Genomic DNA, 21,178 nt, shown 5'->3' on the forward strand with positions numbered 1-21,178 from the left:
CTTTTCTTGATTAAATGTTTCACCTAGCCATCAACTTGGGCTGGAATGACTCCGAACCATTTTTCCACCAGAAAACGCCTTCTTTCTGGCGTGGAGAAAGAGTTTTTGAAAGCACGAGCAACTCATCTGGTGAAAAAGGAGCCTTCCAGTGATCAGAAAACACTTTGATCGGTTTTCTGGAGTGATAATTAAAAAATATTGCGTCGCGGTGTGACTTGAGAGGTATCTTGCCGCGATGGAAAACATGGTGAGAGTCGAAGAAAACAACAGTACCTGCTAGCCCTGTACATGAAACGCAATTTGATAGGTCTAAGTGTTTTGCTACTTCTGCATCAGAAAATAAAAGTTTGCCTTTGAGAGAGCTTAACTTAGAATTGAAATGCTTTGGAATATATTCAAACGGGCCGCCTTCAGCATTCACATCATTCAAGTAAACAGCTATTTTGAGAAGTCGGTGATCTTCCGGGTCTTTATGCCACAATCTTGTAAGTACCTGCTGTTCGTTCGCGAAATCTTTCTGAAATAATGAACCGCGGTAAGCAACTGGAACGCGAAGATAATTTTCAGCAATGTCGAGCAACCGCTCTTGAAGACCCCACAAAAAAATTTCTGAATTTTCTATAATTTTTGCTGAATCCACATGGTAAACGTATTGATCTTGAAAAGCCGGAGCTTTTGGATTATTAGCTAAGATAACTTTGGCTCCCTCCAAAAGTTTTTCAGTCAGGGGCAAGGACAAAGCTTCTAGAGAAGTAATAAAAGCCCCTTCCTTCCTGATAGCATCGACAATACACTGATTTGTGGGACTAAGTGCAGGTATTTTTTTGATATGTTTGAACATTCTCCAATTGTAAGACACACTAGATTGGAGCAGGGAAGTTTCTCTTCCTACTTTTCTGAAACCTCTATTGATCATATTAATTTTACTTTTTTCATTGCTGAGGACGCATGAGATATCTTATATCATTACTTTTGTGAGGTGTCGTATTTTTATTACAAAAATTTACAAACAATACTTGCACAAGTAAGGTCGATCGCAAATAGATTGCCAAACCATCTTGAATGCCAACTTATAACTTATTAGATATATATTTAGTCAGAAGTGTTGAATTTCCTTACAAAAATTTATATTTAAAAAATGAAACCAGGTTTCCATCTATAATCTTGTAGTGAAAAATGAATCATCATTTTTAGGCAAGTCTTTGACTAAAAGTTTGACAATTTCTCTATAACTATTTATCATATTATTTAATAATTAACTTAATTTTTTGGCGAGCATTAGACCATAATCATAGTTCAAATTTTAATTTTTTTAGCAACACGCCACACTTCTGATATTTAGTATTGGATTTGTAATAAGGACTTTAGTCCTTATTACAAACGCAACTAATTACTGGAAATTAATGCTCAATTTTGAGCGAAATAATTTTGTCACCTTGGCGGATAGCATTGACGACAGACATATCCTCAGTTTTGCCAAAAGTTGTGTGAACTCCATCTAAATGAGACTGGGGAGAATGGCAAATAAAGAATTGGCTGCCACCCGTATCCCGGCCTGCGTGAGCCATCGATAAAGTGCCTGCCAAATGTTTGTTGGAGTTGATTTCGCACTTAATTTTGTAGCCGGGGCCGCCCGTTCCATTGCCTTTTGGACAGCCACCTTGAATCATAAAGTTAGGAATGACTCGGTGAAAAGCCAATCCATCGTAAAAACCTTTTTCGGCCAAGTCAACAAAATTCTTCACTGTGTTAGGCGCATCCCCATCGAACAATTCCAAATTGATTGTGCCTTTGTCGGTTTCCATAATAGCGCGGGTCATGATTTTTCCTTGCTTCCTAAAATGAGTGTGTTGCCTGCGTGTTAATTGCGGACTTCGCTTTTATAGCGACAGATTCAACCTAATCGCTAGATTTGGTCTTCCCGAAGTTTAGCATACTCCGCGAACTTTCAACGGCTGCTAACTTTTTTGGCGATCGGGTTCTTCCTGAATATCGTTCATATTAAAAATGAAAGGAACCCGACTCGAACCACTGCCCATCACCAACACTTTTGGCATCTGAGCGCCGCCGCTTCTCCAAGCTTCAATCGCCTCTTTTTGCAGCACTAAATCGCCGCCCTGAGCCTTCAAAGTTTCAGCCAATAGCCTTTGAGCTTCCGCCCTACCTTGAGCGCGGTTAATATCAGCTTGAGCCTGTTGTTCTGCTTCCTGAGCCACATAAACAGCCCTTTGCGCCCGCTGTTCAGCAACCTGTTTCTCCTCAACCGCTTTCGCAAAATCTGTCGAGAATCGAATGTTAACAACGCTCGTATCGAGTACGATTACATCATACTTTGATAGCCTTTCCTTCAGCGCAGTATCAAAGTCTCGCTTCAGTTCACTTCTTTGAGTAATAGATTGTTCTGCGGTTCTCAGTGCGGCCGCTGTTTTAAATGCTTCTTGCGTCTGAGGAGCAATAATTTTTGAGACTATATTCTCCAAAGTTCCTTGAGTCCTTCTGATCTCCACTATTTTCTCAGGATCGAGGCGAAAGTTGATCGCAAAACTGGCATTTAAATCCTGAAGGTCTTTAGTAGCACTCTGGGCGGGAACTTCAAATTTTTGCACGGTTACATCGTACACGTCTACCTTGGATATTAGCGGGGGTCTGAGGTGAAACCCCTCTAACAATGCTCCATCTGTGGCTTTTCCTAAAACGCTGACAACGCCTGCTTCGCCTGGATTGATGACGACAAAAGAGTTTAATCCGAGGAGTAGCGCGCCTACTAATAGAATCCCAGCGAGTGCTGATGATATGCTCTGGAAACTTTGATTTTTCAACTTACACGCTCCTTTGTACTCATTCCATTATAATCGTTAAATAGATTGGGTCGCCTCTAAAATCTAAGATCTAAAATTAAAATTAAAAATGGATGGGTCGCCTCTTAAATCTAAAAGGTAAAAGGAATTGGCTGATGCTCAAAATTGTTAAATATCCTCGAACTTATCACATCGAAGGTTCGCGTTTCCAACCGGGTGATGAAGACCTCGACAGCGTGCCATTTAGCGCCCTGATCGATCGCCCGACAGTGATTGAAGAAAAGGTAGACGGCGCTAATACAGGCATCAGCTTCGCACCCGATGGACAAATGCTGCTGCAAAGTCGCGGCCACTATCTCACCGGCGGCCCCAGGGAAAAACATTTTAACTTATTCAAACAGTGGGCTTTCAGTCTCAGCCCAGCCCTGGGAGAAGTGCTGGGAAATCGCTACATTCTTTACGGCGAATGGCTGTATGCCAAACACACTGTTTTTTATAATTTTTTGCCGCACTATTTTATGGAATACGATGTGCTGGACTTAGAAACAAGTCAATTTCTGAGTACAGAATCCCGCCGCAAGTTGTTAAGCGGACTGCCGTTAGTGTCCGTTCCCGTGCTGTTTTCTGGAATGCTGAAATCGCCCAAGCAAATGATGCAGTTTATGGAAAAATCTAATTTTATTCAACCTGGACATTTGGATCGGTTGCGTTTGTACTGCGGGGAAGTGGGATTAGATGAAGAACGATGTTTGAAAGAGACTGACAAGAGCGATCGCATGGAGGGTCTGTACCTTAAAATTGAAGAAGATGGCATAGTAAAGGCGCGTTACAAATACGTGCGATCTAGCTTCTTGACTGCTATTAAAAATGCCGAAGGACATTGGCTAAATCGCCCAATTGTACCCAATATTCTGCGTCCCGGTGCAGATTTATTTAATTTTAGTTAACCACCCGGTGAATTTATGACTGCACTGTTATCGCCAACTTGGACTTTTCCCTTTTGTCCCGAACCCCCCGATTGGTTTCTGGATTGGGACAGCATTCAAAATCATTTTGATTGGATTCAAAACTTAAAAGGCTGCCAGCAAGACCCGATTTATCACGCCGAAGGAGACGTTTTAATTCATACCAGAATGGTCTGCGAAGCATTAATATCTTCCCCGAATTGGCGTCAATTACCCGTGCAAGAACGATCGATACTTTTTGCCGCCGCTTTGCTGCACGATGTCGCCAAAGCAGCCTTTACAAAAATAGAAGCCGACGGCAGAATTAGCTCAAAAGGTCACGCCCGCCAAGGTGCGAGAATGGTCAGACAAATTTTATCCCAATTCGAGTCGCCTGTGCAGTTTGAGATTCGCGAAACAGTTGTGGCGATCGTCAAATTCGGCAGTTTACCCATCTGGCTGATCGACAAACCCAACCCGCAGCAGTCTGTAATTAAAGTCAGTCAAGTTGTCCGCTGCGATTTCCTCGCACTTTTAGCCGAAGCAGACGTGCGCGGCCGACAGTGTAGCGACAGACAAGAACTTCTCGATAAAATAGAACTATTTCGGGAGTTTTGTCAAGAAAATAATTGTTTGGATTCTCCCCGACAATTCCCATCAGCACACAGCCGATTTATCTACTTCCGCAAAGACAACGGAAATCCCGATTACGAAGCATTTGACGATACTCGATGCGAAGTAATCTTGATGTCTGGCTTGCCGGCAAGCGGTAAAGATTATTGGATTCGGGAAAATCTTCCAGATTTGCCGATAATCTCGCTGGATGCACTGCGGAAAGAGATGAATGTCCCTCCCGACGAAACTCCCGGCAATGTAATAATGGAAGCCAAAAATAGAGCGCGGGAATATATGAGAGTGGGGCGTTCTTTTATCTGGAATGCTACCAACACTACTAAACAAATGCGCCAGCAATTAATTAATTTTTTTGCCGATTATCAAGCGCAAATTCGCATTGTTTACCTGGAAGTTCCTTTGGAGGAAGTATTGCAGCGGAATCGATCGCGCACAGCAACTGTACCGGAAGCAGTCATTCGCAAATTAGCTGCGCGGCTGGATATTCCCGATCGCACAGAAGCGCATCAAGTAGAGTGGAGCGTTAACAATTAATCTCCCTTTTTACCTAAAACTGTTAGAGCCCCGACTTCTTTAAGAAGTCGGGGCTCTGGGTATTAGGTTTGGGGTTTCCCTTGATATCAATGAGTTTGATAATTTTCCTCAGTCCAGCAGCGCGGCAGAGTTTCACCGGAAGGAAAGACTAAATTACTTTTTGGAAAAGTTGCTGTCTCTTGCTCTTCTTGACCAGCTTGATTTTTTCCCGGCACTTCATTTTTTGTAGGGCTGAGTAAAGCCTCTACATCGAGGATTTCTATCAAGTCGCCTGATTCTTTTTCTTGTAAAAGCATAGTTTCTCCTTGTCAGTTAAATGCGAATTAGGGTTTGAGGACAACTTTGATACAGTTGTCTTTTTTGTTGAGGAAAATCTCGTAGGCGTGGGGCGCTTCATCCAACTTCATTCGGTGCGTAATTACGAATGACGGGTCAATTTCGCCTTTTTGAACGCGATCGAGCAAAGGCCGCAAATAGCGGTGAACGTGCGTCTGTCCCATTTTCAGGGTCAAGCCTTTGTTGAAAGCTGCACCTAAGGGCACTTTGTCAACGAAGCCGCCGTAAACGCCGGGAATTGAGACTGTGCCACCCTTGCGGCAAGCTACGATCACTTGTCGCAGGGCGGTAGGTCGATCGCTCTCCAACCGCACGGCTTGCTTGGCTTTGTCGTACAAAGCGTCGAGACCGGTGCCGTGGGCTTCCATCCCCACCGCGTCGATGCAGGCGTCGGGCCCGCGTCCCCCCGTCATTTCGGTGACGGCTTCCCCGGCGTCCATTTCTTCGTAGTTGATGATTTCAGCTTTGGCCGCGGCCGCCATTTGCAAGCGTTCCGGTACGCGGTCGATCGCAATTACTCGATCGGCCCCCAGCATAAACGCGCTTCTGATCGCAAATTGTCCGACTGGCCCGCATCCCCAAACTGCTACAGTATCCCCCGGCTGAATGTTGCAGTTTTCGGCCGCCATGTAACCGGTAGGAAAGATATCGGTGAGGAACAATACTTGTTCGTCAGAAAGTCCGTCGGGAATTTTTAAAGGGCCGACATCTGCAAACGGAACCCGCGCGTATTCTGCTTGACCTCCTGCATAGCCGCCCGTTAAATGGGAGAAGCCAAACAGTCCAGCCGGCGAATGACCGAATAATTTTTCAGCCAGCCCAGCATTGGGGTTGGAGTTGTCACACAGCGACCACAAATCGCGGTTGCAAAAGAAGCAACTGCCACAAGAAATAGTAAAAGGAATGACAATGCGATCGCCCTTTTTTAAGTTCTTGACTTCGCTGCCGAGTTCGACTACTTCCCCCATGAATTCGTGCCCCATGATGTCACCCGATTGCATTGTCGGGATGAAGCCATTGTAGAGGTGCAAATCAGAGCCGCAGATTGCTGTAGACGTGATTTTAACTATCGCATCGCGCGGATTGATAATTGTTGGGTCTGGTACATTATCAACTCGCACATCATTTGCTCCGTGCCAGCAAAGAGCTTTCATTATTTTTTTCCTCTAGTTAACTACTAGCTAGCAAATTTTTGATTTTAAATCTTACCTTTACTAAGCTGATAAATTACTCGCTTGGATGTTTTTAATTTTAAGCATATAAAATATATATTCTCTCTATCCGAGGTATAATTTATAAATCTATCTTCCGGCTGTTTTCAATACCAAAAATGTCAAGTTTATGCCCTTAAAGTGCGGGAAATTTCACATTCTTCTGTTAACAGCCAACAGTTATAGCAACCGCGCCCGACGGTTAGGACGTTCTTAATGGCTAAAATCCTTGCGGAAGATTGCAACTTCGGTATTCGTTCAACATCGGCTAGAACAGCTAATAACGAGATGGATGAGGTTGTTTTTGTCGATCGGCGATCGCTTCCCTCTCACAATAAATAAATTTTTCGCACTTAATCTCACTAAAGCGGATAAGTCGGCTCACATTAGATAAGTAGCAACCGAAAACTTCTCAAGGAAAAGCGGGTTTATCGATTATTAAGTAGGGTGCATGACTTTTGTATAGCTCACACTCAACGTGAATGTGGAGAATCACGCACCCTGCTTAAGGATGATTAATAGTCAAATATTGTATCATTAGTTATAACTAAAAGCCGAGCTTGCGGTAAAGTTGTTAAAGATTAAAATTTATCGATAGCCTTTTATGCCTTACACTGCATCTACCCCAACAGACCCCCATCAACCCAACATCCGCAATGCCGACCACCGCCTACTAGAATTCACCAAGCTAACGCCGATGATGCAGCGGTATGTGGAAGTGAAAGAACAGTATCCCCACGCACTTTTATTGTTTCGGGTAGGAGATTTCTTTGAGTGTTTTTTCCAAGATGCCGTTACGATTTCGCGGGAATTAGAACTTGTTTGTACTAGCAAAGAAAGCGGCAAGGAAATCGGCAGAGTGCCGATGACAGGAGTGCCGCACCACGCCCTCGATCGCTACACTTCAATGTTAGTAGAAAAAGGCTATGCTGTGGTCGTTTGCGACCAAGTAGAAGATGCCTCGATTGCTGCTAAAGAAGGCCGCCAAGTTAAGCGCGAAATTACCCGCATTCTGACTCCCGGAACTTTGACTGATGACGGAATGCTCAAACCCAGACAAAATAATTTTTTAGCAGCAGTAGTCATCGCTGGGGAACATTGGGGATTGGCTTATACAGATATTTCTACGGGAGAATTCGTCACTACCCAAGCAGACACTTTAGAACAATTAACCCTAGAATTACTGCGTTTGCAGCCTTCGGAAGTCTTGGTACCGACTAATGCGCCGGATTTGGTGACTATGTTGAGACCCGGAGAGAAATCCGAGTATTTACCCGATTGTTTCCCGAATTCGTTTTGCTATTCCTTGCGATCGCAAATTCCGTTTACTCTGTCTGAAGCAAAACAGAGAATCCTGCAAAAGTTCAAAGTGCGATCGCTCGAAGGCATGGGATGCGGCCACCTTTCCCTCGCAGTGCGCGCCGCCGGCGGTTTGCTGCAATATATCGAAGAAACTCAAAAGGAAAAAGCAGTTTCTTTGCAAAGATTGCACACTTACACTCTCACCGATTTTCTCATACTCGACTACCAAACCCGCCGCAATCTCGAAATTACTCAAACAGTGAGAGATGGGGTTTTTCACGGTTCGCTGCTGTGGGCTATAGACAAAACCAGCACTGCAATGGGAGGCCGCGCTTTGCGCCGCTGGGTGCTGCAACCTTTGCTCAACATTAAAGGCATTGGCGCCCGACACGACACGATTCAAGAATTAGTAGAAAATAACGCCCTGCGCCAAGATTTGCAGCAGTTGCTGCGCCAAATTTACGACATCGAAAGACTGACAGGCCGCGCCGGTTCGGGAACAGCTAGCGCGCGGGATTTGGTCGCTTTAGCTGATTCTCTGGGAAAACTGCCGGCATTAGCCTCGATCGCAGCCCAAGGGATATCGCCCTATTTGAAAGCGCTGCAAAATGTACCGCCAATTCTAGAAGAATTAGCAAATACAATTCACGCTCATTTAGTTGATGAACCGCCGATTCATTTAAAAGAAGGAGGTTTGATTCGTTCGGGAATCAATGCCATGCTAGATGAAATGCGCCACACTGCATCAGCAGACCAAGAATGGATTGCCAATTTAGAAGCAACTGAGAGAAAACGCACGGGAATTTCTAATTTAAAAGTTGGCTACAATAAAGCTTTCGGCTATTACATCAGCATTACCAAATCGAAAGTAGACCAAGTGCCGAACGACTACACCCGCAAGCAAACTCTTACCAATGAAGAACGTTATAGCACTGAAGAATTAAAAGAAAGGGAAGTGCGAATTCTGACAGCGCGGGAAGATTTAAATCAATTGGAATACGATATTTTTGCTAAAGTGCGATCGGAGGTAGGAGACCACGCCGAAATTATTCGCAACGTTTCCCGCGCTGTGGCGGCGGCGGATGTTTTGTGCGGTTTGGCAGAAATAGCAGTTTACCAAAATTACTGCCGCCCGACTATGACAGAAAGTCGGGAAATTAAAATTATTGAAGGTTGTCATCCTGTGGTGGAAAAGTCTTTGCCGCCGGGATTTTTTGTACCTAATTCGGCTTTTTTGGGTCGGGAAGAATCGCTAAACCGCCCAGATTTAATTATTTTAACCGGCCCGAATGCTAGCGGGAAAAGCTGCTACCTGCGGCAGGTGGGTTTGATCCAGTTAATGGCGCAGATGGGCAGTTTTGTGCCGGCGAAAGCTGCGAGTTTGGGAATTTGCGATCGCATTTTTACCCGCGTCGGCGCAGTAGATGATTTGGCAACCGGTCAGTCTACGTTTATGGTGGAAATGAACGAAACTGCAAATATTCTTAATCACGCGACACCGCAATCATTGGTGTTGTTAGATGAAATTGGCAGGGGAACGGCGACGTTTGACGGACTTTCGATTGCTTGGTCTGTAGCAGAATATTTAGCAAATGAGATTCGGGCGCGGACAATTTTTGCGACTCACTATCACGAATTAAATGAGTTAGCTTCTATTTTAGATAATGTCGCAAATTATCAAGTGACGGTGAAAGAATTGCCGGATCAAATCGTATTTTTGCACCAAGTTCAGCCGGGAGGTGCTGATAAATCTTACGGAATTGAAGCGGGCAGATTAGCTGGTTTGCCGCCGTCGGTGATTGACAGGGCGAGACAGGTAATGAAGCAGATTGAGAAACATAGCAAAATTGCGATCGGGCTGCGGAAAGGTGTTAAAAAAGATGGTAAAAAAGAGTCGGAGGGCGAACAGTTGGATATTTTTGATGATTGAAATTTCCGGTGGAAAAAAATTTGTAGTAACTTCTATATTGCACCATTTTCAATAAGCCTTTCAGGGGCGGGCAGGATGCCTGTTCTTGAGCATGGTGCAATATAGAAGTTACTATTTTTACTACAAACCAGGAACTATTCAGCAACTCTAACGCCCATTTTGCAACTTTCTTACCTCTTTGTGCACGCTCATTCCAATTTCCAAAGCTTCATTCAGCAACCGCCCGTATTCAGTCGCCCGATCGCTCACATCCACCGCCATCAAAGCAGCCAAATTACTTTCAATATTAGCAAATAACTCGTAACGGCGACCGATAAAATCCTTATTTTCCCTGAGAATTTTCTCTGTTTTCAAAGCACAGACTAAACTTTCTCTAGTAATTTTTAATGCTTCAATTGCATCTCCTCGGTTAATTAAATGGGCTTGTAAATTGCCAGCAGCCGTTAGGCGATCGATAATATCTAAAGCCTGAATCACCTCATGATATTTCTCAACTTCATCCAGCAGACCCGCCAGAATTGCCAAAGGCTTTGCCTTAACCCATTTATAGACATTCCAAGCAACAGTAATCGCCAGCGACAAACCCAAAGTTATTTGTAAAACCCGGACAAATATCTCAGCATCGCTAAATGAACCAACATTATGTTGATTAGCAAGTAAAGCAACAGGCAGCGAAACAACTAACGTCAGGCAAAATATCAGCAACTCATTCAACAAAAGAGAAAACAGCTTTTTCCCGTCCCGTAATGCAGCAGGTCGGTAAAAATCTGCTGCAAAACCGTCGCTCAAAGCTATTCCGCTCAAATCCTCCAACTCCTTCTCAGAAATTTTTAACTGTTCCAAATCCGCTTGTATCACTCTTCAAAATCTCCTTAAATTGGGATTAATTACGATCCTCCCAGAGACATAATTGATTGCCACAGACTCATATAAAAATTGCTTTCTCGGTTTCGGAAGAGTTGAAAAGCCATTCCCGACGACCCAAAAAACGGTCTCAGCGTCCATCCCAACTGAGTGCCAACAAACGCATAGAGTCCCAACCAAAAGCGCAAAATATTTAGCCTGATGTCTTTGCCTTCGGCATCTTGTTCGGACAGAAAGTGCATTCCTTGATAAATGAAACTTACCCCCAAAAATCCTGTAATTGCCATAATAGCAACATTCAACACCAGAAAAAAATTGTAATTGGGACTGCTTAGAAGAAAAAACAGACTGACAGGTGCAAATCCAAACAGCAAAACGCTAATCATCGCCATCGCTGTCATCAACAATGTCAAATACTGCTCAAAAGTTCGTTTTGAACCAAACATGACATTAAAAAAGTACAGTGTGGGGAAGCAGATAATCAGCGTCAGCAAGTAAAGTGCTGGCAACTTAATTGCTGAAACCAGACATTGCATCCACGTACTAGAGGCACCTAATATCGCTCCGTAAATGCCAAAAAATACTGTACTAGAAATCAACAAACCGAAAATTTTAGATTTGAGCTTAACACCTTGGCGAATTTCTTCGAGAAACTGTTGCCGTTCCCGCAGCAAATACATTACTACTGAAAAATATTTCACGGGCCCTCCTTGTGACTGACGCAACTCCGAATCAGTCATAACTCAAGCTGAGTTCGATCCGCAAGCTTGTCAAATCAGGGCACTCTATGTTAATTAATTATTCTTGCAGATACAGGACTTACAGAAAACCTAATTGTGTAGGGTATTCTTCTGCCGCGCACCTTATTGCTATTGACCATCGGCTGGATATTTCTAGTCAAATTGTCTCCAAATTGTCTCCAAAAAGGTCATTTGATAGTCATTTCGTAGTCATTTGATAGTCACTTGATACTCACTTTGACCCCCGACTCACTCCTATTCTGGGCAATAAAAAACCTCAAAGCGTTGATTTCTCGTTGGTTTGAGGTTTTTATAGATAGAAGCCCGCAGCGGGAAGCGAACCCGCATAGTTAGCTGGGAATGCTAGCAAACTCTGGCTTATAATCCTTATGTAAACAAGGGTTTCCAGGTTTGGCTTTAGTGGGTGTCTGAGGAGTGTATCCAATTTGTATGTATCCAAAAGATGTATCGTGATGGTCTTGAGTTGGTAATAAGCGGTCACTAACCTGTCTTTATTTCCGCTGCTACAATGAACGCAAGCGATTCACCCAAGTGGATACCACGGTCTGCGGCTGACGGGGGGAGTAAGAGAATCGGTCATGGCAAGGGATGGAGTCAGAAGCCGCTGATAGCCCACGTCTCCCGGCCTCGATACTTGGAACAGATGGGAGCGAAATTTGAGCGGAAAATAGGACTATCGGTAATACAATTAACCTCAAACCCTTACTCCACAAAAGACATATAAAATGAGCACGGAGGGATTTGAACCCCCGACCCTCAGGACCGGAACCTGATGCTCTATCCACTGAGCTACGTGCCCTCGACTTTTCTGAGTATAACACGTCTTGGGGAAAATGGCGAGTGCCGATCGCAAATTTCCTCGCCGGCCTCCAAACCGCTTGAGCCATGAGGGTTAAACTCGCCCGCGCGATCGGGTATCATGCACTTCTGGCAGCCAGAAACTGCCAATTCTACCTAAATGTTCACAATAATACGACAATGGGGGAAATAATCAACTTTAATCTAGCCAAGATTAGGTTTACATTCGATCGGGGTCGAGCATCTACCACAGCTAAAATAGCCCGCATCAATTCCCTTTAGCTAATCGGCAGTAAATAAATGGTGCTGCTGTTAAGACCGGTTGTGTAAATACGGTTCTAGACTAAGTTCACCAAACCTCTCAATCTTATGGTTTATAAAATTTTAGACAAATTACCGCTGCGAACCGTTCTCATAGTTCCATTTGTATTGCAAATCGTTGGTGCCGTGGGACTGGTAGGATATCTGTCTTTTAGAAACGGACAAAAAGCAGTTAATAACCTTGCCAGTCAGTTAATGAGCGAGGTGAGTTTGCGTGTCGAGCAAAACCTGCAAGTTTACCTGACAACTCCCCATCAAATCAATCAAACCAAGCTGGATGCTGTCAATCTCGGCTTGTTAAAGATGGAAAACTTATCAGCTTGGGAGAAATATCTTTTGCGGCAAGTACAATTATATCCATATATCAATTTTACCTCCGTTGGCAACAATAAGGGAGATTATAGATCCGGTGAACAACTGTCTAACGGCTCCCGCACGATGAATGTGATAGAAACCTCTACTGGGTTAAATTTTAATTCTTACAATACGAACGAGCGAGGCGATCGCACTACATTTATCACCCTTGTCAAAAACTATGATAATCGGCAACATCCTGCGTACAAAAAAGCCGTAAAAATCGGAAAACCTACTTGGAGTTCGGTTTATGTTTCCTTGCTAGAGCCGACCTTAATTATCAGCGCTATCCAACCGGTATACAGCGAAAAAAATCAGCTAGAAGGAGTCTTATTTACTGCCTTGCGTCTCGACCATCTTGGGAGATTTCTCCACAGTCTCAAAGTTGGCAAATCAGGTCAAACATTTATTATAGATCGCCAGGGTACTTTGTTAGCAACTTCCACAACAGAAAAACCGTTTCGCACTAAAGGTAATGAAAGACAATTGTTTAAAGTAGAAGAAAGCAGCAACCCTTTGACTCGCTCGACAGCTAAATATTTGACTGCAAAGTTTAAAAAATTAGACCAAATTAAAAAATCCGAGTTATTGAGCTTTGAAATAGATGACAAGCGACAATTTTTAAAAGTCTTGCCGTTCCTAGACGGCAAAGGTTTAGACTGGCTGATTGTCGTAGTTGTTCCCGAAGCAGATTTCACCAAAGAAATCGATACCAATACCCGCACAGCGGTTTTGCTTTGTTTCGCAGCTTTGGGAGTAGCTGTGGCGATCGGCATTCTGAGTTCTCAGTGGGTGACAAATCCTATTTTGAGCTTAAATACAGCAGCCAAAAATATTGCTAAAGGTGAATGGGACAAAACAGTAGAAAGCGAACGTTCTGACGAATTGGGGGAATTAGCTAAGTCATTTAACAGCATGGCTCAACAACTGCAACAATCTTTTGAAACTTTAGAACAGCGAGTGCAAGAGCGGACGGCAGAATTGGCTGTAGCTAAAGACAAAGCGGAGGTAGCGAATCAAGCTAAAAGCACCTTTCTTGCTAACATGAGCCACGAATTGCGATCGCCTCTCAATGCAATTCTCGGCTTTTCCCAACTGATGACTCGCAGCCAAACTCTATCCCCAGAACATCAAGAAAATATTAGCATAATTAGCAGCAGCGGAGAACACCTGCTCACCCTGATTAATAACGTACTCGATTTATCTAAAATTGAATCCGGGCGCACCACCCTCAATCCCAAAAAATTCGACCTCTATCGCCTGCTCAACGACTTGGAAGATATGTTTCAACTCAAAGCAGATGACAAGCACTTGCAGTTAGTTTTTGACCGCAGTCCCGATGTGCCGCAATACGTTGAAACGGACGAGTTAAAGTTGCGGCAAATTTTAATTAATTTGCTCAATAACTCTCTTAAATTTACCGATGAGGGCGGTGTATCGGTAAGAGTTAGCAAGCAGTTATTAGTAGGCAAAAATCAACAAGCAGAAGGGGAAACTTTTGAACGCTCGGAAGTATCCCAAAATACAGAAATTCCCGCAGATAATGGTGTTAAAATATCTCACGTCAGTCCGTCGAACAACCAGATTATGGGAACCCCAAATGACGATTCAGCTTCTACCTCTTCCTTCTTCCTTAATTGGGAAGTCGAAGATACTGGTCCAGGTATTGCTACCACTGAATTAGACGATCTTTTTGAACCTTTCGTGCAAACTAAGACAGGAAAAGATTCGCAAGAAGGTACAGGCTTGGGATTGCCGATAAGCCGCAAATTTGTGGAATTAATGGGCGGCAAAATGAGCGTCTGTTCTGCTGTGGGCAAGGGAACTACTTTTAAGTTTGACATTCAAGTTATTGCGGTCGATGCGGCTGATATTGCAAGCCAAAAACCGACCCGCAATGTTATTGCCCTGGAACCCAAGCAACACACCTATCGAATTTTGATAGTAGACGACAAACCGCTAAATCGCCAACTGCTAATTAAACTTCTCAATCCTCTGGGTTTTGAACTAAAAGAAGCTACTAACGGTCAAGAAGCTATTGAGATTTGGGACAGTTGGGAACCGCATTTAATTTGGATGGACATGAGAATGCCCGTGATGGACGGCTACGAAGCGACGCAATACATTAAAAGGACTCTTAAAGGTCAAGCTACTGCGATTATTGCGCTGACTGCGAGCGTTTTAGAGGAAGAAAGGGCAGTTATTTTGTCGGCGGGCTGCGATGCTTTTATGAGGAAGCCTTTTCGGGAAGCCGATATTTTTGATGCTATGCACAAACATATCGGAGTGCGCTATATTTATGAAGATCCGGGTCAAACTAATTTATCGGCAATCACAGAGGGCGATCGCGCTATGAGTGCGGCTAATTTCGTAAAATTGCCTGATTCACTGGTAGCTGATTTAAAGCTAGCAATACTGAATGCAGATATAGATTTAATTGATACCTTGATAAAGCAAATTCGATTAAAGGATGCAGTAACGGCAGGTGCGATCGCAAATTGTATAGAAAATTTCGAGTACGACAAAATTTTAAAGTTAATATCTCAAGCAATATCACATGAATAACGATCTTCCTAGCACCGATCGCGGTAATATTTTAGTAGTTGACGACACCCCAGCTAATTTGCGGCTGCTAGCCGGAATTTTGAATAGCAAGGGCTATAAAGTGCGCCCGGTACCTAGCGGCGAGTTAGCGCTTTCGGCGGCAAAAGGTATGCCTCCTGATTTGATTTTGCTGGATATTATGATGCCCGAAATGAATGGATATGAAGTTTGCGAAAAAATCAAATCTGATGAACGAACTTGCGACATCCCGGTGATTTTTATTAGCGCGATTAATGACGTACTAGATAAAGTCAAAGCCTTTGCTGTGGGCGGGGTAGATTATATTACTAAGCCCTTTCAGGTGGAAGAGGTTCTAGTGAGGGTAGAAACCCATTTAGCAATATGCCAGTTGCGAAAAAAACTCCAACAGAAAAACAATCAACTTACAGTTACTTTAGACCAACTGCAAGCTACTCAGAATCAATTAGTGCAATCGGAAAAAATGGCGGCATTAGGGCAACTGATTGCGGGCATTGCTCACGAAATTAATACGCCGTTGGGCGCGATTCGATCGTCTATTGGAAATATTACCAGCTTTTTGGATAACAATCTCGAAAGTTTGCCAGTTTTTTTTAAAGAACTGTCAGCAGAACGCCAGCAGGATTTCTTACGTTTGATGTACAGTTCTAGTCAACAAAATTATTCTTTATCTACTCGAGAAAAACGGGTATTGAAAAAAGGGGTCAAGCAGCAATTAGAGTCGGAAAGCATTGAAAATGCTGAGAGCCTTGCTAGCATTTTAGTCAACATCGGATTGCAGGGAAATTTGCAAGAATTCTTGCCGTTGCTCAAAGACCCGGACAGCGAAAATATTATAAAAACAGCCTACGACTTTGCTAGCATTCACCGAAGCGCCCGAACCATCGCTACCGCTACTGAACGCGCTGCCAAAGTCGTCTTTGCCCTGAAAAATTATGCGCGTTACGATGTAAATGGGGAAAAAATACAGGTGAATATTACCGATGGAATTGAAACTGTATTAACTCTTTATCAAAACCAAATTAAGCAGGGTGTGGAAGTTGTCAGAAACTATCAAGCTCAATTGCCTCCGGTACTATGTTATCCCGACGAACTCAATCAAGTTTGGACCAATTTAATTCACAATTCCTTACAAGCGATGGACAATCAAGGAACTTTAACAATTGAGGCGGTACAACAAGATACCAGCGTCTTGGTAAAAATTATTGACAGCGGTAAGGGGATTCAACCGGAGATTATTCGGAAAATTTTTGAGCCTTTTTTTACTACCAAACCTGCGGGAGAAGGCAGCGGGTTAGGATTGGATATTGTCAAAAAAATAATTGAAAAACATCAGGGTAAAATTGATGTGGAGTCGATGCCCGGTAAAACAGCATTTACCGTGTCTTTGCCGATTAATTTAACTGAGTAGGTAAAGCGCCGGAGACTGAAGTCTGGGGCTAAAATTTGCAGTCTACCCGCGCAGAATGTAGAATTTGGAAAACGGTGCGCTGCCCATGGGGGTTCACCCTGCCACACTAAAGAAGGAAACTAGCGATGTCTAAATCAGCAATTTTGTGTGTGGACGATGAAGTAGGAGTGTTGGAAAGTCTGGAAATTGAACTGCAACAGGCATTTAACGGTAAATATCTTTGCGAATTTGCTGAAAGTGCTGCCGAAGCCCTGGAAATTATTGAAGAGCTATGTGAAGCTGAGGTTAACATTTTAGTAATTGTCTCTGATTGGTTGATGCCCGGAATGAAAGGAGATGAGTTGCTGATTCAAATCCATCAAAAATATCCGCAAATTGTGACAGTGATGCTGACTGGCCAAGCAGACAAAGAAGCAATCGAACGCACAAAAACTCAAGCAAATCTTCATGCTTTCATAGAAAAACCTTGGCAAAATCAAGAATTAATTGAAGCGATTAAGTCTGGTCTAGCAAATTTATGAAAAAACCAGTCATTATTTGTGTCGATGATGAGCAGACTATACTCGATAGTCTGGAAATAGACCTGCTAAAAGCCTTTGAAGATAAATATTTAATTGAAACTGCCCAAAGCGGCCAAGAAGCTTTAGAGTTGCTGGCAGAACTTTTAGCAGAACAGTATGAAGTTCCTTTGGTTATTTCGGATCATATTATGCCTAATATGAAAGGAGACGAACTATTAAGGAGCGTTCATGCTATCTCGCCGAACTGTCTCAAGATCATGCTGACGGGGCAGGCAGATTTGGAGGCGGTAGCCAATGCTATTAACTATGCTAAATTGTACCGATATATACCTAAACCTTGGCAATGTGATGACTTAAAATTAACTGTTACTGAGGCAATATATAAATATTTTCAAGATAAACAATTAGCGGAAAAACAAAGAGAACTTCAGGAAATGAATCAGGAGTTGGTAAAATTAAACCGCAAGCAGGCAATGCTGATTGCCAAACTCCATGAAAACGAAAGTCGCTTGACCCAATATCTAGAAGCTATGCCATTGGGCGTATGTGTACTTGATGCCAACGGGCAATCTTTCTACGCTAACCATAAGGCGCGGGATGTATTTGGCAAAGGCACTGTGCCGCATATTAATTCAGAGCAAAAAGCAGCAATTTATCAATTCTATAAAGCCGGGACTAATCAGAGATGCCCCGTGGAAGAATTGCCAATTATGCGGGCGCTTCGGGGCGAAAATGTGCGGACTGAGGGTGTAGAAATTCGTACAGCTAATAAGATTATTCCTGTAGAGAGTTGGGCAACTCCAATTTATGATTCTACAGGCGACATTTCCTATGCGATTATTGCTTTTAGTGACATAACTGAACGCAAGGAAGCTGAAGCGGCGCTAATTCAAGCTGAAGAGAAGTATCGCGGGATATTTGAAAATGCTCTAGAAGGTATTTTTCAGACGACGCCGGACGGACTATTTATCAGCGCGAATCCGGCTCTGGCGGAAATTTACGGCTACGATTCTGCGTCAGAATTGATAGAAAGTATTAATGATATTCAGCAGCAATTGTACGTGGAACCGAACCGCCGTCAAGAGTTTCTGGCGCTGCTGAAACAGCACGGTACTCTGTGTGAGTTTGAGTCTCAGGTTTACTGTCGAGATGGCAGCATTATCTGGATTTCGGAGTATGCGCGCACAGTTTATGATGCTAATGGTGAAGTGCTTTACTATCAGGGTTTTACTAAGGATATTAGTTTGCAAAGACAGGTGGAAGTGGAACGAATCAGGTTTACTAATGATTTAGAAAAAGCTTTGGCAGCCGAAGAAAAGTTAAATGAGGCACTGTCAGAAAACGAAAGCCGATTGACTCAATTCCTGGAAGCGATGCCAGTGGGAATATTTGTTGTCGATGGTAATGGTAAACCTTTTTACATGAATTCTTGGGGCGAAAGGATACTAGCCCAAGGTTTAATTTTTGATGGGGGTACTGACCAATTTCCTGAAGCTTATCATTTTTACGACGCTGGAACTAATCAATTGTATCCGAGGGATAGCCAACCGATTGTTCGGGCGTTGCGGGGAGAATTTGTGCGTATGGACGATCTAGAAATTCATGGGTCGGATCGGATTGTGCCGATCGAGGTTTGGGCGACTCCAATCTACGACGAACGGAAAAACATAGTTTACGCGATCGCTGCTTTTCAAGACATCACGGAACGTCTAGAGGTAGAAACCGAGCGCCGCCAATTCACAGACGAGTTACAAAAAGCTTTAGCAGCGGAAGAAAAATTAACAGATGCTTACGGGCGGTTTGTGCCGCACGAATTTCTCCACTTTCTGGGATATGAAAGTATTCTGGAAGTCAAATTAGGCGATCAGATACAGAAAGAAATGTCGGTGCTATTTTCAGATATCCGCGATTTCACTTCTTTTTCAGAAAGGATGAATCCCGAAGAGAATTTTCAATTTATTAATGGTTATTTGTCGCGAATGGAACCGGCAATTACTAATAATTTTGGTTTTATTGATAAATACATGGGCGATGCGATTATGGCGCTGTTTGATGGCAGTGCGGATGATGCTGTGAAAGCTGGAATTGCAATGCTAGAACAGCTTAATGAGTATAATATTAGTCGCACTCGACCCGATTGCCCGCCGCTGCAAATTGGCATTGGAATCAATACGGGTTCTTTGATGTTAGGCACGGTTGGCGGTCAAAGTCGGATGGACAGCACGGTGATTAGCGATGCGGTAAACTTAGCCTCCCGTGTGGAAAATTTGACAAAAGATTATGGAGTTTCGATGTTAATTACTCACCATACTTTTATACAGTTAAACGATATTTATGATTTGAGGTTAATCGATCGCGTAACAGTTAAAGGCAAATCGCGAATGGTAACAGTTTATGAAGTATTTGCGGCAGATCCGCCAGAGTTACGACAGAAAAAGTTAGAGACAAAGACAATCTTTGAGCAAGCTTTGGTACTCTACAATAGTGACAAGTGTGGCGAAGCTATAAGATTGTTTTCGGCCTGCTTGGAAATCAACCCTAATGATAAGGTAGCTCAAATTTATATGCAGCGGTGTCTGAAAGGAGCGATCGCTCCTGCATAATACCATTGGGGAGTTGACATTTGAGAATTGGCAACGACTTATTCCCTAAGGGTTTGGAGTGTGCCTACAGTTGCATTCTTTTTGGCAACTGGTATAATCATTGTTTAGACAGGCAGGGAAACGCAAACTATGGTTTCTTGCTGCGGCCAACTTTCTATTTTAAATTCTCCTCCGTGCAATTCTGCAAGGCGTTGAACAATGGCTAAGCCCAATCCCAAACCTGCTTGTTGGTAAAGTTTGCGATCGAACTGCCTGTAAGCTTCTAGCTGTGCAATCTGATCGGCAGTCATGCCGCGGCCTTGGTCTTTCACAGACAGAACAAAAGTCTGATTTTCGACGAAAGTGCTTAATAAAACCGGCGTTCCTTCTAATGAAAATTTGAAGGCATTGTCCAATAGTTCTTCAACAATTTTTGCGAGTCTGACAGAATCCATAGCTACCGACGCATCTTGCAAGTTTAATTGTAAATCGTCTGTTCTATTCCCGTGTTTTGCTTGCTGCAGCGCTTTTTGACTCAGCAAAGATTTTACACAGCTAAATTCGCTATTACGCATTTCCTTTAGCAGTTCGGGATTGGTGGCTGCTATCTCCAATTCTGCATACAGCAAAAAGTTCTGAATCAGCCGATACAAGCGATGACCGGAAGTTTGAATTTGACCGATCATCTCTAAGATATCTGATTCCTCTAAGACCTGATATTCTGACAGAATCAGCTCAGAAAAACCGAGAATTGCATTCAAAGGAGTCCGCAATTCGTGGGGGAGCGACATACTAATATTAGTGCGTAATTCGTCTAGCGTCTTTTGAGAGTGCCGACTAATTGTTTTTTGTTTTTCAAGTCGAATAGCAATCGCTTTTAGCAGTTCTTGCGGCGTACAAGGCTTAGTAATGTAATCGTCAGCTCCCAGTTCCATGCCCGTGCGAATGTCAACTTTATCGGCTTTGGCCGTGAGGAAAATAAACGGAATGGTGGCAGTCAAGGGTTCGGAGCGCAAAGCTTTGAGGACGCCGTGACCGTCTACTTCCGGCATCATCATGTCGCACAAAATTAAATCAGGGATTTGTTTGATCGCCAATTTGATGCCGACTTGGCCATTAATCGCCCCTATTCCTTCAAAATTCTCGGCTTCCAGCAACTCTAAAATATTCTCTCGAATCGCTTCTTCGTCTTCTATTACCAAAATCTTAGCCACGGTGATAGCTCCTTTTAGTTAGTAGTTTGTAGGAAAATTCTGGGTTCAGACACTTGATAAGTTTGTTTGTTAAGCGCTTAA

16 protein-coding genes and 1 tRNA gene are annotated in these 21,178 nt (G+C 43.3%); 8 read left to right on the forward strand and 9 right to left on the reverse strand.

Annotated elements, in window-relative coordinates:
• Positions 1–19: 19 nt before the first annotated feature.
• The 3 genes from QUA70_RS06695 to QUA70_RS06705 all read right to left on the reverse strand — a co-directional run bounded on the left by QUA70_RS06695 (position 20) and on the right by QUA70_RS06705 (position 2,819).
• Positions 20–739, reverse strand: a complete 720-nt coding sequence (locus tag QUA70_RS06695; protein WP_333329044.1) for a 2OG-Fe(II) oxygenase — start codon at positions 737–739, stop codon at positions 20–22.
• A gap of 661 nt (positions 740–1,400) precedes the next feature.
• Entirely contained in the window at positions 1,401–1,820 is a 420-nt protein-coding gene (locus tag QUA70_RS06700; protein ID WP_333329041.1) for a peptidylprolyl isomerase, read from the reverse strand.
• Positions 1,821–1,958: 138 nt separating this feature from the next.
• A complete protein-coding gene (locus QUA70_RS06705) occupies positions 1,959–2,819 on the reverse strand; it encodes a prohibitin family protein (protein WP_333329038.1) in 861 nt (286 codons plus the stop codon).
• Positions 2,820–2,953: 134 nt separating this feature from the next.
• Between QUA70_RS06705 and QUA70_RS06710 the strand changes: the two genes are divergently transcribed.
• Positions 2,954–3,745 carry an RNA ligase family protein gene (locus tag QUA70_RS06710; RefSeq protein ID WP_333329035.1) on the forward strand — a complete coding sequence of 264 codons (792 nt, stop codon included), beginning with the start codon at positions 2,954–2,956 and terminating at the stop codon, positions 3,743–3,745.
• A 15-nt stretch (positions 3,746–3,760) separates the two neighbouring features.
• Positions 3,761–4,909, forward strand: a complete 1,149-nt coding sequence (locus tag QUA70_RS06715; protein ID WP_333329032.1) for an AAA family ATPase — start codon at positions 3,761–3,763, stop codon at positions 4,907–4,909.
• Between the two features lie 86 nt (positions 4,910–4,995).
• Here the strand turns inward: QUA70_RS06715 and QUA70_RS06720 are convergent, their stop codons facing one another.
• Both QUA70_RS06720 and QUA70_RS06725 read right to left on the reverse strand, forming a co-directional pair.
• Positions 4,996–5,205, reverse strand: a complete 210-nt coding sequence (locus QUA70_RS06720; protein WP_333329029.1) for an acetyltransferase — start codon at positions 5,203–5,205, stop codon at positions 4,996–4,998.
• A 27-nt stretch (positions 5,206–5,232) separates the two neighbouring features.
• Positions 5,233–6,399 (reverse strand): zinc-dependent alcohol dehydrogenase, encoded by a 1,167-nt coding sequence (locus tag QUA70_RS06725; RefSeq protein WP_333329027.1) that lies wholly within the window; start codon positions 6,397–6,399, stop codon positions 5,233–5,235.
• Positions 6,400–6,672: 273 nt separating this feature from the next.
• Here QUA70_RS06725 and QUA70_RS06730 point away from each other — a divergent pair, with 273 nt between their 5' ends.
• On the forward strand, positions 6,673–6,798 hold the full coding sequence (locus QUA70_RS06730) for a hypothetical protein (RefSeq protein WP_333329024.1): 126 nt from the start codon (positions 6,673–6,675) through the stop codon (positions 6,796–6,798).
• Positions 6,799–7,060: 262 nt separating this feature from the next.
• Positions 7,061–9,688 (forward strand): DNA mismatch repair protein MutS, encoded by a 2,628-nt coding sequence (gene mutS, locus QUA70_RS06735; protein WP_333329021.1) that lies wholly within the window; start codon positions 7,061–7,063, stop codon positions 9,686–9,688.
• Positions 9,689–9,835: 147 nt separating this feature from the next.
• Here mutS and QUA70_RS06740 read toward each other — a convergent pair whose 3' ends face one another.
• The 3 genes from QUA70_RS06740 to QUA70_RS06750 form a co-directional block, all read right to left on the reverse strand.
• Positions 9,836–10,546, reverse strand: coding sequence for a hypothetical protein (locus QUA70_RS06740; protein ID WP_333329018.1), 711 nt, complete (start codon positions 10,544–10,546; stop codon positions 9,836–9,838).
• A 29-nt stretch (positions 10,547–10,575) separates the two neighbouring features.
• The gene (locus QUA70_RS06745; RefSeq protein WP_333410343.1) at positions 10,576–11,253 is read right to left on the reverse strand and encodes an actin-binding WH2 domain-containing protein; all 678 of its coding nucleotides are present in this window, start codon (positions 11,251–11,253) and stop codon (positions 10,576–10,578) included.
• Positions 11,254–12,039: 786 nt separating this feature from the next.
• Positions 12,040–12,112 (reverse strand) — tRNA-Arg (locus tag QUA70_RS06750).
• A gap of 368 nt (positions 12,113–12,480) precedes the next feature.
• Here QUA70_RS06750 and QUA70_RS06755 point away from each other — a divergent pair.
• From QUA70_RS06755 to QUA70_RS06770, 4 genes are all read left to right on the forward strand, one after another.
• The gene (locus QUA70_RS06755) at positions 12,481–15,351 is read left to right on the forward strand and encodes a response regulator (protein WP_333345779.1); all 2,871 of its coding nucleotides are present in this window, start codon (positions 12,481–12,483) and stop codon (positions 15,349–15,351) included.
• Positions 15,344–16,780: a response regulator gene (locus tag QUA70_RS06760; RefSeq protein ID WP_333345782.1), complete on the forward strand. Its 1,437-nt coding sequence runs from the start codon at positions 15,344–15,346 to the stop codon at positions 16,778–16,780. The genes QUA70_RS06755 and QUA70_RS06760 overlap by 8 nt, the downstream gene beginning before the upstream one ends.
• Before the next feature lie 125 nt (positions 16,781–16,905).
• Positions 16,906–17,301 carry a response regulator gene (locus QUA70_RS06765; RefSeq protein WP_333329008.1) on the forward strand — a complete coding sequence of 132 codons (396 nt, stop codon included), beginning with the start codon at positions 16,906–16,908 and terminating at the stop codon, positions 17,299–17,301.
• Positions 17,298–19,904: a PAS domain S-box protein gene (locus QUA70_RS06770; RefSeq protein WP_333345785.1), complete on the forward strand. Its 2,607-nt coding sequence runs from the start codon at positions 17,298–17,300 to the stop codon at positions 19,902–19,904. The genes QUA70_RS06765 and QUA70_RS06770 overlap by 4 nt, the downstream gene beginning before the upstream one ends.
• 104 nt (positions 19,905–20,008) lie before the next feature.
• On the opposite strand, the gene QUA70_RS06775 is transcribed toward QUA70_RS06770, so the two are convergent.
• Positions 20,009–21,097, reverse strand: coding sequence for a response regulator (locus QUA70_RS06775; protein WP_333329003.1), 1,089 nt, complete (start codon positions 21,095–21,097; stop codon positions 20,009–20,011).
• Positions 21,098–21,178: the final 81 nt, after the last annotated feature.

The sequence above is a fragment of the Microcoleus sp. LAD1_D5 genome (genome assembly GCF_036702115.1).
GTDB lineage: Bacteria > Cyanobacteriota > Cyanobacteriia > Cyanobacteriales > Microcoleaceae > Microcoleus.

What these genes read in the sequence shown, in the direction of transcription:
- QUA70_RS06700 (WP_333329041.1), bottom strand. Translation starts at nt 1,820, where the DNA reads ATGACCCGCGCTATTATGGAAACCGACAAAGGCACAATCAATTTGGAA.
- QUA70_RS06710 (WP_333329035.1), top strand. Translation starts at nt 2,954, where the DNA reads ATGCTCAAAATTGTTAAATATCCTCGAACTTATCACATCGAAGGTTCG.
- QUA70_RS06715 (WP_333329032.1), top strand. Translation starts at nt 3,761, where the DNA reads ATGACTGCACTGTTATCGCCAACTTGGACTTTTCCCTTTTGTCCCGAA.
- QUA70_RS06720 (WP_333329029.1), bottom strand. Translation starts at nt 5,205, where the DNA reads ATGCTTTTACAAGAAAAAGAATCAGGCGACTTGATAGAAATCCTCGAT.
- QUA70_RS06725 (WP_333329027.1), bottom strand. Translation starts at nt 6,399, where the DNA reads ATGAAAGCTCTTTGCTGGCACGGAGCAAATGATGTGCGAGTTGATAAT.
- QUA70_RS06730 (WP_333329024.1), top strand. Translation starts at nt 6,673, where the DNA reads ATGGCTAAAATCCTTGCGGAAGATTGCAACTTCGGTATTCGTTCAACA.
- mutS (WP_333329021.1), top strand. Translation starts at nt 7,061, where the DNA reads ATGCCTTACACTGCATCTACCCCAACAGACCCCCATCAACCCAACATC.
- QUA70_RS06755 (WP_333345779.1), top strand. Translation starts at nt 12,481, where the DNA reads ATGGTTTATAAAATTTTAGACAAATTACCGCTGCGAACCGTTCTCATA.
- QUA70_RS06760 (WP_333345782.1), top strand. Translation starts at nt 15,344, where the DNA reads ATGAATAACGATCTTCCTAGCACCGATCGCGGTAATATTTTAGTAGTT.
- QUA70_RS06765 (WP_333329008.1), top strand. Translation starts at nt 16,906, where the DNA reads ATGTCTAAATCAGCAATTTTGTGTGTGGACGATGAAGTAGGAGTGTTG.
- QUA70_RS06770 (WP_333345785.1), top strand. Translation starts at nt 17,298, where the DNA reads ATGAAAAAACCAGTCATTATTTGTGTCGATGATGAGCAGACTATACTC.